The sequence below is a fragment of the Curtobacterium sp. Arg-1 genome, assembly GCF_025643395.1.
Classification (GTDB): Bacteria; Actinomycetota; Actinomycetes; order Actinomycetales; family Microbacteriaceae; genus Curtobacterium; species Curtobacterium poinsettiae.
Window position 1 is genome coordinate 1,489,111 of sequence record NZ_CP095731.1, and the last position, 12,488, is coordinate 1,501,598.

The window sequence follows — 12,488 nt, forward strand, 5'->3', positions numbered from 1 at the left end:
GGTGTCCTCGTCGTCCCGTCTCGAGTCCCTCGACAGCTGGCACGCCGAAGGGTGGAAGGGGCTGAACGTCGCCGTCCTCGGCCTGGGTGCCACCGGGTTCTCGGTCGCCGACACCCTCGTCGAGCTCGGCAGCGAGGTGACGGTCTACTCGTCCGACGCCCCGGCCGACAGCGTCGAGCTGCTCGACGTCATCGGTGCGCGGTTCCTGCAGACGCCGCTCGACACCGTGCCGGACGCGCTCGTCGCGCAGGCGCCCGACGTCGTGGTCGTGTCGCCGGGGCTGCCCCCGCACAACGCCACCGTGCGGTGGTCGGTGGCGAACAGCACCGTCTGGGGCGACATCGAGCTCGCCTGGCGTGTCCGCGACAAGGTCGTCCGCGGCCCGGTCGCGGCCCCGTGGATCACGATCACCGGCACGAACGGCAAGACCACGACGACGCAGCTGACGACCGCGATGTACGAGGCCGGCGGACTGCGGGCCGTGGCGTGCGGGAACATCGGCGTGCCGGTGCTCGATGTCGTCCGCGACCCGGTCGGGTACGACGTGCTCGTCGTCGAGCTGTCGAGTCACCAGCTGCACTACATGGCGACATCCGGCGACGGTGCCGTGGTGCCCCTCGCGAGTGCCTGCCTGAACATCGCCGACGACCACCTGGAGTGGCACGGTTCCGCCGAGGCGTACCGCGCGGCGAAGGCCAAGGTCTACGAGCGCACCGTGATGGCGTGCGTCTACAACACCTCGGACGAGGTCACCCGGCAGATGGTGCAGGAGGCCGACGTGGTGGAGGGCTGCCGAGCGGTCGGCTTCACCCCCGGTGTCCCCGCCCCCGGTGACGTCGGCATCGTCGAGGACGTCCTGTGCGACCGGGCCTTCAACGAGGACCGCCGCAACAGCGCACTCGAGCTCTCGACGGTCGCCGACCTCGAGGCCGCCGGGCTCGCCAGCCCGCACATGACCATGAACGTCCTGGCCGCCGCTGCGCTGGCGCGTGCCGGCACCGTCCAGCCGAGCGCCATCCAGACGGCCGTCCGGGCCTTCCGTGCCGACCACCACCGCACCGAGCTCGTCGCAGAGTCCGCGGGCATCGCCTGGGTCGACGACTCCAAGGCCACGAACCCGCACGCCGCCACCGCGTCCCTGGCGTCCTTCGACACCGTCGTGTGGATCGTCGGGGGCCTGTTCAAGGGCGTCGACATCGACGGCCTGGTCGAGCGCTTCGGTCCGGACGTCCGCGCCGTCGTCGTCATCGGGACCGACCGGGCCCCGGTGCTCGAGGCATTCGCGCGACACGCGTCCGCGGTCCCCGTGCTCCAGGTCGAGACGACGGACACTGATCAGGTCATGCGCGAGGCGGTCCGGCATGCCGCATCGGTCGCGAGGCCGGGCGACACGGTCCTCCTCGCCCCGGCGGCGGCGTCGTTCGACCAGTTCGGCTCCTACGCCGACCGGGGGCAGCGTTTCGCTGCCGCGGTCAACGAACACCTGGGAGGAGAAGTCGATGGCGACGACACCGACGGATCTTCCGAACAGCCGTAACGGCCGGACCGCGTCGACCCCACGACGGACGAACGGCGCGATCGTCGCCGTCAAGAACGTCTTCGTCGCGGAGTCCAGCACCTTCTACACGATCCTCGGCGTCACGCTGTTCCTCGTCGTCTTCGGCGTCGTCATGGTGCTGTCCTCGTCGAGCGTCGAGGAGTACGCGGCGACCCACGACTTCTTCGGGGCGGCTTCCCGCCAGGGCCTGTACGCCGTGCTCGGCGTGCCGCTCATGCTCATCGCGAGCCGGGTCCCGACCAGGATCTGGCGGAAGTGGGCGATGCGGCTGCTCGGCGCGGCGCTCGTGCTGCAGCTGCTCGTGTTCACCCCGCTCGGTCTCGACATCCAGGGCAACCGGAACTGGATCAAGCTCGGGTCGTTCACCGCGCAGCCGTCCGAGGTCGTCAAGCTCGGCCTGGTGCTCGGCATCGGCGCGATCCTCTACGTCAAGCGGGAGAAGCTCGACGACTGGAAAGAGGTCTTCATCCCGATCGGGATCGCCTCGATGCTGTCGCTCGGGCTCGTGGTCCTGGGTGGCGACCAGGGCACGGCGATGGTCATGCTCATCCTGGTCTTCGGCGCCCTGTACATCGGCGGTGTCCGCGCCCGGCACCTGCTCGTCGGCCTGGCCGCGTTCGCCGTGATGCTGCCCTTCGTCACGATGGCGTCGGCCTCGCGGTCGACGCGCATCAGCGCATGGCTCTCCGGGTGCACCGACTCCAGCCAGTACCAGGACATCTGCTGGCAGCCCGTGCACGGCATGTGGGCGCTCGCGTCCGGCGGGGTGTTCGGCGTGGGCCTCGGCAACTCGAAGGCCAAGTGGTCGTGGCTGCCCGAGGCGGACAACGACTACATCTTCGCGATCATCGGCGAGGAGCTCGGCCTGATCGGTGCCGTCGTGGTGCTGAGCCTGTTCGTCGTGCTCGCCGTCGGCATGATCAAGATCATCCGGCAGTCCCGCGACCCCTTCGTCAAGACGGTCACCGGCGGCATCCTCGCGTGGATCATCGGCCAGGCACTCATCAACATCGCGGTCGTGCTCGGCCTGCTGCCGGTGCTCGGTGTGCCCCTGCCACTCATCTCGGCCGGTGGTTCGGCCCTCATCATGACCCTGGTGGCGATCGGCGTCGTGCTCTCCTTCGCCCGCGACCTGCCCGGCAAGAACGACCCCGGCCTGACGAACGCCCCACTCGGCCGGACCTCCACGAACGGATCACTGCGGTGAGCAAGTACCTCTTCGCCGGCGGCGGCACCGCCGGCCACGTCAACCCCCTGCTCGCGGTCGCCGACCGGCTGACCGAGCAGGAGCCCGGCGCCGAGGTCCTCGTGCTGGGCACCGCCGAGGGCCTGGAGTCCCGCCTCGTCCCGATGCGCGGCTACGAGCTGCTGACGATCCCGCGCCTGCCGTTCCCGCGGAAGCTGAACAGTGCGGCCCTGCGCTTCCCGCAGCGCTTCGCGGCGGCGGTCAAGCGGACCGAGCAGATCATCCGCGACCACGAGATCGAGGTGGTGCTCGGTGTGGGTGGCTACGCGGCCGCTCCGGCGTACATCGCCGCCCGCCGCACCGGCACCCCGATCGTCGTGCACGAGCAGAACGCGAAGCCCGGGCTGGCGAACCGCCTCGCCGCGTTCCTCACCGAGCACGTCGGCCTGACCTTCTCGAACACGCGCCTGCGCCACGGCCGCGTCGTGGGCATGCCGCTCCGTCGCGAGATCGAGTCACTCGACCGCCGTGCCTCCCGTGCCGAGGGGCTCGCCGAGTTCGGGCTGGACCCGGACCGGCCGGTCCTGCTCGTCACCGGTGGATCCTCGGGCGCGCGGAGCATCAACCGGACGATCAACCAGACGGCCGCCGCGATCGTCGGTGCCGGCTGGCAGGTCCTGCACGTCGTGGGCGCCGCGTCGGACATCGGCCCGAGCGACCTCGAGGGCTACCACGTGCTGCCGTACTGCGACCGGATGGACCTGGCCTACGCGGCGAGCGACTTCGTCGTGTCGCGCGCCGGCGCCGGCATGGTCTGCGAGCTCACGGCCGTCGGACTGCCGAGCGTGCTCGTGCCGTACCCGGTGGGCAACGGCGAGCAGCGTCACAACGCGAAGGACGTCGTCGACGCCGGGGGAGCCGTCCTGGTGGCCGACGGGGAATTCGACCGCGACTGGGTGACGTTCCAGTTGCTGAGCATCCTGCAGGACCGCTCCCGCATCGCGGACATGACCGTGCGGGCGGGCAGCGTGGGCCACCGCGACGGCGCCGACCGGATGACGGACCTGGTCCTCGACGCCGCGAAGGCGGCCCCCAGCACCACGGAGGAACGATGACCATCAAGCCGGACCTGACCCAGCCGATCCCGGACGACCTCGGCACGGTGCACTTCGTCGGCATCGGCGGCTCGGGCATGAGCGGGATCGCCCGGATGTTCCTCGCGGCCGGCCACCGCGTGACCGGCAGTGACTCCCGCGAGACGGAGACCACCGGCACGATGCGCGACCTCGGTGCGACGGTGCACATCGGGCACGACGCCGCGAACGTCGGCGAGGCGGACAGCATCGTCGTCACGAGCGCACTGTGGCCGGACAACCCCGAGCTCCTCGAGGCCCAGCGCCGCGGCCTGCCGGTCCTGCACCGGTCGCAGGCCCTCGCCGCCCTGATCGCCGAGCACCGCCTGGTCGCGGTCGCCGGTGCGCACGGCAAGACCACCTCGACCGGCATGATCGTCACCGCCATGGTCGAGCTCGGTCTCGACCCGAGCTTCGTCAACGGCGGCGTCATCCAGTCCCTCGGCACCAGCTCGGCCCCGGGGTCCAGCGACCTGTTCGTCGTCGAGGCCGACGAGTCCGACGGCTCGTTCCTGCTCTACGACGTCGCGGTGGCCCTCGTCACGAACGTCGACGCCGACCACCTGGACCACTACGGCAGCGAGGAGGCCTTCACCGAGGCCTTCGTCGAGTTCGCCGCGAAGGCGAGCCAGCGCGTCGTCATCTCGAGCGACGACGCCGGTGCGAAGACGGTCACGGCCGGCATCCGCCAGCGCCCGGACGCCCCCGAGATCGTCACCTTCGGCGAGGCCGGCGACGCGGACGTCCGCATCGAGGGCATCACCGAGTCCGCCGGCGTCGAGGTCGACTTCCGCGCGGAGGGTCAGGCGTACCACCTGACCCTCCGCGTGCCCGGCCGGCACAACGCGATCAACGCCGTCGGTGCCTTCGCGGTGCTGACCGGTCTCGGCGTCGCCCCGGTCGACGCGATCCGCGGGCTCGAGGCGTTCGGCGGCACCCAGCGCCGCTTCGAGCTGCACGGGGTCGAGCGCGGGGTCTCGGTCTACGACGACTACGCGCACCACCCGACCGAGGTGGCCGCCGCGCTCAAGGCCGCCCGCAACGTGGTCGGGGACGGCCGCATCATCGCGATCCACCAGCCGCACCTGTACTCCCGCACCCGTCTGATGGCCGGCGACTTCGCCAAGGTGTACGAGGAACTCGCCGACCACACGGTCGTGCTCGACGTCTACGGCGCCCGCGAGGACCCGGAGCCCGGCGTGACCGGTGCCCTGGTGCAGGAGCGCTTCGCCGACCAGTCGCGCGTCGAGTTCCTGCCCGACTGGGACGACGCTGCGGCCCGTGCGGCCGCGGTCGCCCGGGACGGCGACATCATCATGACGCTCAGCTGCGGCGACGTGTACCGGATCATCCCGCAGGTGCTCGACGCCCTGGGCACCGACGGAGCGTCGTCCCGGTGAAGCGCCCCGAGGGGTTCGACGAGGGGGACGCCCGCCAGGACGCCCCGGCCGAGGCTGCGGAAGCGCCCCGGCAGCGTCGTGGTCCCTCGAAGCCGCGGCTGCCGTTCCGCGGCCGCGTCGCCGACGACCGGGAGGCCCGTCCCGCGTCCGACGAGTCGGCTGCGGCCGTCGAGACCCCCGCCCCCACCACCCCGGGCAGCACTCCGGCACCCGGTGCCTCCGGCACGCGCCCCCCAGCGGTCGGTGAGCCCCCGAGTGTCGGGGCGCGACGGCCGTCCGTGGGCGCACATCCGACCACCGATGCCGCCGACTCGACGCGCGACCGCGTCGGCGCCCTCGCGGGCGCGGCCGGCCGCCGCGTCGGCGCCGGCTTCGGGGCCGTCGCCGACCGCCTGCGCGAGTACACACCGGACGAGGACCACCGCGACCCGCGCCCCGACGCGGGCAACGCGCCCCGAGGAGACGGGGCGCGACGACCGTCCGGGGGCGCGGCAGGCAGTGCACGCGACCACGACGCGACCGTGACCGACGTCCTCGACGCGAGCGGTGCCTCCCGGACGGAACAGCACGCCGAGGCGCCCATCGGGGCGCGGGTGCGCGCCGCGGAGACCGCCCGCGAGGCGCGCATCGCGAAGCGTCGCCGTCGCCTGCTCGAGCGTGCCGAGGTCCGCCGGTTCACCCGGCGCAGCCGGCACCGTCGCGCCGCCTGGATCACGGCGGCGAGCGTCGTCCTGGTGCTCGGGGTCTCGATCCTGGTCGCGGTGTTCTCGCCGCTGATGGCGCTCCGCACGATCGAGGTCAAGGGGACCAACCGCGTCGACGAGACGGCCCTGCGCCAGGCGCTGTCCGACCAGATCGGCACCCCCTGGCCCGGCTCGACTTCGACGCGATCAAGCGCGACGTCGCCGGGTTCCCGCTGATCGAGAGCTACGTGACCGAAGAGGCGCCGCCGCACACGCTCGTCGTCACGGTCACCGAGCGCACGCCGGTGGTCGCCGTGCGGTCCGGCAGCACGTTCGACCTCGTCGACCCCGCCGGCATCGTCGTGCAGTCGTCGCCGAAGCGTCCGGCGACGATGCCGCTCGCCGACATCGCCCGTGCACGCCTGGGCTCCTCGAGCTTCCGCACGATGACCGAGGTCGTGCTGGCGTTGCCGTCGACGGTCCGGTCCCAGGTCACCCGCGTCGCCGGGTCCACCGCCGACGACGTCACCCTGACCCTCAAGGACGGCTCGACCGTCGTGTGGGGGAGCCCGGACGACTCGGACGCGAAGGCCGCGCTGCTCGCCGCGTTGGTCAAGGACCACGAGGCGCGGAACCCGGGCGTCGTCGTCGAGTACGACGTGTCGGCACCGGACAACGGCGTGATCCGCGCGAAGGACTGAATTGCCGGACCTGATCGGCGACACGCGGCGTGGCGGGGCGACAGTGCGCCGAACGCACCCGTAGCGTCGAAGCCAGCACCACATCTACCAGCATTGCCCCTGAACTTCAAGTAGAGGTTGAGGGTTCTACCGGAGGCCTGACTGACGTGACCACGAACCACAACTACCTCGCCGTCATCAAGGTCGTCGGTGTCGGCGGCGGCGGCGTCAACGCCGTCAACCGCATGATCGAGCTCGGTCTCCGTGGGGTCGAGTTCATCGCGATCAACACCGACGCCCAGGCACTGCTGCTCAGCGACGCCGACGTCAAGCTCGACGTCGGCCGCGAGATCACCCGCGGGCTCGGCGCCGGCGCGGACCCCGAGGTCGGCCGTCGTGCCGCCGAGGACCACGCCGAGGAGATCGAAGAGGCCCTGGCCGGCGCCGACATGGTGTTCGTCACCGCGGGCGAGGGCGGCGGCACCGGCACCGGTGGTGCTCCGGTCGTCGCGCGCATCGCGAAGTCCATCGGCGCACTGACCATCGGTGTCGTCACGAAGCCGTTCAGCTTCGAGGGCAAGCGCCGGCAGTCCCAGGCCGAGAACGGCGTCGCTGGCCTCAAGGACGAGGTCGACACGCTCATCGTCGTGCCGAACGACCGCCTGCTCGAGATCAGCGACCGCGGCATCTCCATGGTCGAGGCGTTCGCCACGGCCGACCAGGTGCTCCTGGCCGGCGTGCAGGGCATCACCGACCTCATCACCACCCCCGGCCTGATCAACCTCGACTTCGCCGACGTGAAGAGCGTCATGCAGGGTGCGGGTTCCGCGCTCATGGGCATCGGTTCGTCGCGCGGTGCCGACCGTGCGATCAAGGCGGCCGAGCTCGCCGTCGCGTCGCCGCTGCTCGAGGCCTCGATCGACGGTGCGCACGGCGTGCTGCTCTCGATCCAGGGCGGCTCGAACCTCGGCATCTTCGAGATCAACGACGCCGCTCGTCTGGTGCAGGAAGCCGTGCACCCCGAGGCGAACATCATCTTCGGTGCGGTCATCGACGACACCCTGGGTGACGAGGTCCGTGTCACCGTCATCGCCGCGGGCTTCGACGGTGGCGAGCCGGCGCAGCAGCAGAAGGAGCGTCGCTCCAGCTACGTCGACCCGGAGTCGAGTGTCTCGGCACCCGTCGCCGCTTCGACCGGCGCGATCGAGGACTCCACCACGTCGAGCCCGTCCTGGGCCTCGCAGGAACACCAGCCGCCGGTGCAGCGCGCCGCCGACCCGGCGTTCGACGACGACGACGAGCTCGACGTCCCCGACTTCCTGAAGTAACCCGCCCGTGGTAGCCGACACGCGCCTCCAGACCTCGTCTCACGACGACGGACTGGAGGCGCGCGTTGCGTCCGTCCGGAGGGGCATCGCCGACGCAGCGCGCGCCGCAGGGCGCTCGGCCGACGAACTCACGCTGATCGTCGTCACGAAGTACCACCCGGCGTCCCTCGTGCGCGAGCTCGCCGCACTCGGCGTGACGGACGTGGGGGAGAACCGCCACCAAGAGGCACAGGCCAAGGCTGCGGAACTCGCCGACCTCGACCTGACCTGGCACTTCATCGGGCAGCTGCAGTCGAAGAAGGCCCGGCAGGCCCGGCGGTACGCCCACGTCGTGCAGTCGCTCGACCGCGGATCCGTCGTCGACGCGTTCGCCCCGACCGAGGCCGAGCCGGAACCGCCGGTCATCGACGGGTTCGTGCAGGTGAACCTGACCGACGACCCCGGCCGTGGTGGGGTGCAGCCGGACGACGTCGAGGCGATGGTGGAGCGCGTGCTGGCCACCGGGACGATCCGGTTGCGGGGCGTGATGGCCGTCGCACCCCTCGACGAGGAACCCCGTGCAGCCTTCGCCCGGCTCCGTTCGATCTCCGAGCGGGTCGTGGCGCTCGAGCCCGGTGCCACCGACATCTCGGCCGGCATGAGCGGGGACTACGCCGAGGCGATCCTCGAGGGCGCGACACACCTGCGGATCGGCACCGCAATCACGGGAAACCGGCCGCTCGCACCCTAGCCTCGTTGCAGGGCACCACGAGCACGAACCCCGGAGGAACCATGGCCAACCCGCTGAAGAAGACGATGGTCTACCTCGGCCTCGCCGACGAGGAACTCGACTACGAGGACGAGCAGCAGGCCGAGCCCGCGCGCCAGCAGGCAGCCCCTGCTCGCCAGGCCGCAGCGGCTGCTCCGGCGGCCGCCGAACCGCAGGAGACCCCCGCCGCGGCAGCAGCCCCGGTGGCCGTTCCCGCAGCGGCGCCGGCTCCCACCAAGACGCACACCCACCAGCGCGGCGCCCAGGTCACTCCGCTCCGCCGCTCGCACACGACCGCACAGAAGGCGACCCCGGTCCAGGAAATGAACGAGATCCTCACCGTCCACCCGCGCGAGTACAAGGACGCCCAGTCCATCGCCGAGAGCTTCCGCGACGGCATCCCCGTCATCATCAACCTCTCGCAGATGACCGAGGGTGACGCTCGACGCATGATCGACTTCGCCTCCGGTCTGTCGCTCGGGCTGTTCGGCAAGATCGAGCGCGTCACCAACAAGGTCTTCCTCCTGTCGCCGGCGCACGTCGCAGTGAGTGGTGAGCCTGCTGAGGTAGAGTCCGACATCGAGGCGAACTTCTTCGCCCAGTCCTGAGCCGTACCCGGCACACCCGCCCCTGAGCGTCGTCTGACGACGCTCGCCCGAGACGAGCGAGCCCCATCGTGTCCGTGATCCTAGGGATCATCTCCCTCGCGTTGCTCCTGTACTTCTTCGTGATGTGGGGGCGCTTCGCGCTCGACCTCGTGCAGAGCTTCAACCGCTCCTGGCGTCCGCGCGGGGGCATGCTCGTGGTGTCCGAGTTCGTCTACACGATCACGGATCCGCCCATCCGAGCGGTGCGACGGGTCCTCCCGCCGCTCCGCCTGGGGCCGGTGGCGCTCGACTTCGGCTGGACGATCGTGATGCTCGTCGTCATCATCGCCCGGTTCGTGGTCGCCGCCCTGGCACGCGGTATCTGAGCGGACTCCCGTCCGCGACACGCGCCACGCCAGGCGCGCGGCACGGTTCCGCCCCATCGTCGGTGTACGGTGGTCGGGATCGATGCCCGCTCCGGTGGCGCATCCGCACCGCACGGTACGACTGGTAAGTTCGGTCGCACCGCATGCGGTTCCACACGTTCAGCAGTTCTATTGAGGTGACGGCAATGGCTTTGACGCCGGAAGACGTAGTCAACAAGCGGTTCCAGCCGACGAAGTTCCGCGAGGGCTACGACCAGGACGAGGTCGATGACTTCCTCGACGAGGTCGTGGTCGAGCTCCGTCGCCTGACCGCGGAGAACGACGAGCTCCGCCAGCGCCTGCAGGCGGCCGAGTCGGCCCCGCAGTCGGCGCAGGCCGAGCAGCCCGCTCCTGCAGCGGAACCGGAGCCCACGCCGGCACCGGTCGAGGCAGCACCGGAGCCCGCTCCGGTCGCCGCGGCCGCTCCGGTCACGACGGTCCCCGCCGACGAGGACACCGAGGGCACCACGAACCTCCTGACCCTGGCGCGTCGCCTCCACGAGGAGCACGTGCGCGAGGGCATCGAGAAGCGCGACGCGCTCATCGCCGAGGGCACCGCCCAGGCGGCTCGCCTGGTCTCCGAGGCCGAGGCGAAGCAGCGCCAGATCATCGCCGACACCGAGAACACGAACCGTCAGCGTGTCGCGGTGCTCGAGCAGGAGCAGCGCCAGCTCGAGGGCAAGATCGACGAGCTCCGGACGTTCGAGCGCGACTACCGTGCGCAGCTCAAGAGCTACATCCAGGGGCAGCTCTCCGAGCTCGACTCCTCGGGCGAGCAGTCCGGTCTCACCCCGGCGCCGGCTTCGGCGCAGGGCTTCGGCAACTGACGTTGTCGCGACCAGCATCACGAGCGAAGGTCAGTGTCCGCGCTATCGCGGCACTGGCCTTCGCCGCTGTCGTGGTGGTGGCGTTCGACCAGGTCGCCAAGACGCTGGTCGTCGCGAACCTGCCGTACGGCACCCCCGTGCCGGTCCTGGGCGGGGCGTTGCAGTTCCTGTACGTCCGGAATCCGGGGGCCGCGTTCTCGTTCGCGGTGAACATGACCTGGGTGTTCTCGGTCATCTCGGCCGCGGTCGTCGTCGCGATCATCGTGTACTCGCGTCGCATCCGGTCGATGTGGTGGGCGATCGTGCTCGGCATGCTGCTCGGCGGTGCGCTGGGCAACCTGCTCGACCGGCTCTTCCGTGAACCCGGGTTCGGTCGGGGGCACGTGGTCGACTTCATCTCGACCCCCTGGATGATGCCGGCGATCTACAACGTCGCCGACTCCTTCATCTGCATCAGCATGGTGGTCTTCGTGCTGCTGGTGATCCTCGGGGTGAACCTCGACGGCACCCGCACGCTCTCGGCCAAGCGCCAGGCGCAGCTCGACGCGGCGGAGCCGGCCGACCCGGCGCAGCCGCTCGACGGTGGGGCCGCGTTCTCGTCGACCGACGCTGCTCTCGACGAGCCGACCCGTGCCTCCAGGCCGAACGACGCCGGCCGTCGCGACACGCTGGGCCACGACGCCACGTGACCGAATCGCGTTCTCTTCCCGTGCCCGACGGGCTCGCCGGTGAGCGCGTCGACGCAGCCATCGCGAAGCTCCTCGGCTTCAGCCGTTCGTTCGCGGCCGACGTCGTCGCCGCGGGCGGCGTCCGCGTCGACGGCGTCCCCGTCGACAAGTCGGACCGCCTGCACGCCGACTCATGGCTCGAGGTCGAGTGGACCCCGAAGGAGCCGCCGCGCATCGTGCCGGCAGCCGTGCCGGGCATGACGATCGTGCACGACGACGAGGACATCGTCGTCGTGGACAAGCCCGTCGGGGTCGCCGCGCACCCCTCGCCGGGGTGGGACGGGCCGACCGTGCCCGGGGGCCTCGCCGCCGCCGGGTTCACCATCGCGACCTCCGGGGCCGCCGAACGCGCCGGGATCGTGCACCGGCTGGACGTCGGGACCTCGGGCCTGATGGTCGTCGCGAAGACCGAGCTGGCGTACACACACCTCAAGCGGGCGTTCAAGGAGCGCACGGTCGAGAAGGTCTACCACGCGCTCGCGCAGGGCCACCCCGACCCGACCTCCGGCACGATCGACGCCCCGATCGGTCGGCACCCGTCGAGCGACTGGAAGTTCGCGGTCACGTCGGAGGGCAAGCCGAGCGTCACCCACTACGAGACGCTCGAGGCCTTCCGCTCCGCGACCCTGCTCGAGGTGCACCTGGAGACCGGGCGCACGCACCAGATCCGGGTGCACATGGCCGCGACCCGCCACCCGCTCGTCGGCGACACGATGTACGGTGCCGACCCGGTGCTGGCGGCCGAGCTCGGGCTGACCCGCCAGTGGCTCGACGCCGTCCGGCTGGGCTTCGACCACCCCCGCACGGGCGAGTGGGTGTCGTTCGAGGCGCAGTACCCGGACGACCTGCAGGCAGCGCTGGAGCAGATCCGGAGCGCGTCGCTCTGACACACCCGGCCGCTCGTTCCGAGGGGTCACGACGTGTCGGCTGCGGAGCCGTCAGGCGACGCCTGCTGCACACGCGGCGGCGCGCATGCGGCGTGTCCTGGCCCCTCGGCGGCGCGCGCCGCGTGTGTCGCGATCCGATGCCGGTCTGGAGGCGCGGTGCGGGCCCGCCCCGAGCCTCCCGTCCGCCCCGCCCGGCCGCTTTCGCCGCGGGGTCACGAAGTGTGGGCTGCGGAGTCGCCAGGCGACGCCTGCTGCACCCGCGGCGGCGCGCGTGCGGCGTGTCCTGCCCGCTCGGCGGCGCGCGCCGCGCGTGTCGCG

The 12,488-nt window shown here is 71.3% G+C and carries 13 protein-coding genes; all 13 read left to right on the plus strand.

Annotation, left to right across the window (positions count from 1 at the left end):
- Window position 1 precedes the first annotated feature (1 nt).
- The 13 genes from murD to MXD64_RS07240 all read left to right on the plus strand — a co-directional run bounded on the left by murD (window position 2) and on the right by MXD64_RS07240 (window position 12,170).
- Window positions 2-1,537 carry a UDP-N-acetylmuramoyl-L-alanine--D-glutamate ligase gene (gene murD, locus MXD64_RS07180; RefSeq protein WP_017886623.1) on the plus strand — a complete coding sequence of 512 codons (1,536 nt, stop codon included), beginning with the start codon at window positions 2-4 and terminating at the stop codon, window positions 1,535-1,537.
- Entirely contained in the window at window positions 1,500-2,765 is a 1,266-nt protein-coding gene (ftsW, locus tag MXD64_RS07185; protein ID WP_017886624.1) for a putative lipid II flippase FtsW, read from the plus strand. Before murD ends, ftsW begins: the two co-directional genes overlap by 38 nt.
- Window positions 2,762-3,859, plus strand: a complete 1,098-nt coding sequence (murG, locus tag MXD64_RS07190; protein WP_263137332.1) for an undecaprenyldiphospho-muramoylpentapeptide beta-N-acetylglucosaminyltransferase — start codon at window positions 2,762-2,764, stop codon at window positions 3,857-3,859. Before ftsW ends, murG begins: the two co-directional genes overlap by 4 nt.
- On the plus strand, window positions 3,856-5,277 hold the full coding sequence (gene murC / locus MXD64_RS07195; protein ID WP_263137333.1) for a UDP-N-acetylmuramate--L-alanine ligase: 1,422 nt from the start codon (window positions 3,856-3,858) through the stop codon (window positions 5,275-5,277). Before murG ends, murC begins: the two co-directional genes overlap by 4 nt.
- On the plus strand, window positions 5,274-6,197 hold the full coding sequence (locus MXD64_RS07200) for a hypothetical protein (RefSeq protein WP_263137334.1): 924 nt from the start codon (window positions 5,274-5,276) through the stop codon (window positions 6,195-6,197). Before murC ends, MXD64_RS07200 begins: the two co-directional genes overlap by 4 nt.
- A gap of 11 nt (window positions 6,198-6,208) precedes the next feature.
- Window positions 6,209-6,661: a cell division protein FtsQ/DivIB gene (locus MXD64_RS07205; protein WP_263137335.1), complete on the plus strand. Its 453-nt coding sequence runs from the start codon at window positions 6,209-6,211 to the stop codon at window positions 6,659-6,661.
- Window positions 6,662-6,807: 146 nt separating this feature from the next.
- Window positions 6,808-7,968 carry a cell division protein FtsZ gene (gene ftsZ, locus MXD64_RS07210; RefSeq protein WP_017886628.1) on the plus strand — a complete coding sequence of 387 codons (1,161 nt, stop codon included), beginning with the start codon at window positions 6,808-6,810 and terminating at the stop codon, window positions 7,966-7,968.
- 7 nt (window positions 7,969-7,975) lie between these two features.
- On the plus strand, window positions 7,976-8,698 hold the full coding sequence (locus tag MXD64_RS07215; RefSeq protein ID WP_263137336.1) for a YggS family pyridoxal phosphate-dependent enzyme: 723 nt from the start codon (window positions 7,976-7,978) through the stop codon (window positions 8,696-8,698).
- Window positions 8,699-8,739: 41 nt separating this feature from the next.
- The gene (locus MXD64_RS07220; protein ID WP_056068260.1) at window positions 8,740-9,324 is read left to right on the plus strand and encodes a cell division protein SepF; all 585 of its coding nucleotides are present in this window, start codon (window positions 8,740-8,742) and stop codon (window positions 9,322-9,324) included.
- Between the two features lie 68 nt (window positions 9,325-9,392).
- The gene (locus MXD64_RS07225; RefSeq protein ID WP_017886631.1) at window positions 9,393-9,689 is read left to right on the plus strand and encodes a YggT family protein; all 297 of its coding nucleotides are present in this window, start codon (window positions 9,393-9,395) and stop codon (window positions 9,687-9,689) included.
- A 185-nt stretch (window positions 9,690-9,874) separates the two neighbouring features.
- Window positions 9,875-10,555, plus strand: coding sequence for a DivIVA domain-containing protein (locus MXD64_RS07230; protein WP_031259434.1), 681 nt, complete (start codon window positions 9,875-9,877; stop codon window positions 10,553-10,555).
- A gap of 2 nt (window positions 10,556-10,557) precedes the next feature.
- The gene (lspA, locus tag MXD64_RS07235; protein ID WP_240048603.1) at window positions 10,558-11,244 is read left to right on the plus strand and encodes a signal peptidase II; all 687 of its coding nucleotides are present in this window, start codon (window positions 10,558-10,560) and stop codon (window positions 11,242-11,244) included.
- Window positions 11,241-12,170: an RluA family pseudouridine synthase gene (locus MXD64_RS07240; RefSeq protein ID WP_031259437.1), complete on the plus strand. Its 930-nt coding sequence runs from the start codon at window positions 11,241-11,243 to the stop codon at window positions 12,168-12,170. The genes lspA and MXD64_RS07240 overlap by 4 nt, the downstream gene beginning before the upstream one ends.
- Window positions 12,171-12,488: the final 318 nt, after the last annotated feature.

What these genes read in the sequence shown, in the direction of transcription:
- murC (WP_263137333.1), top strand. Translation starts at nt 3,856, where the DNA reads ATGACCATCAAGCCGGACCTGACCCAGCCGATCCCGGACGACCTCGGC.
- MXD64_RS07220 (WP_056068260.1), top strand. Translation starts at nt 8,740, where the DNA reads ATGGCCAACCCGCTGAAGAAGACGATGGTCTACCTCGGCCTCGCCGAC.
- ftsW (WP_017886624.1), top strand. Translation starts at nt 1,500, where the DNA reads ATGGCGACGACACCGACGGATCTTCCGAACAGCCGTAACGGCCGGACC.
- MXD64_RS07230 (WP_031259434.1), top strand. Translation starts at nt 9,875, where the DNA reads ATGGCTTTGACGCCGGAAGACGTAGTCAACAAGCGGTTCCAGCCGACG.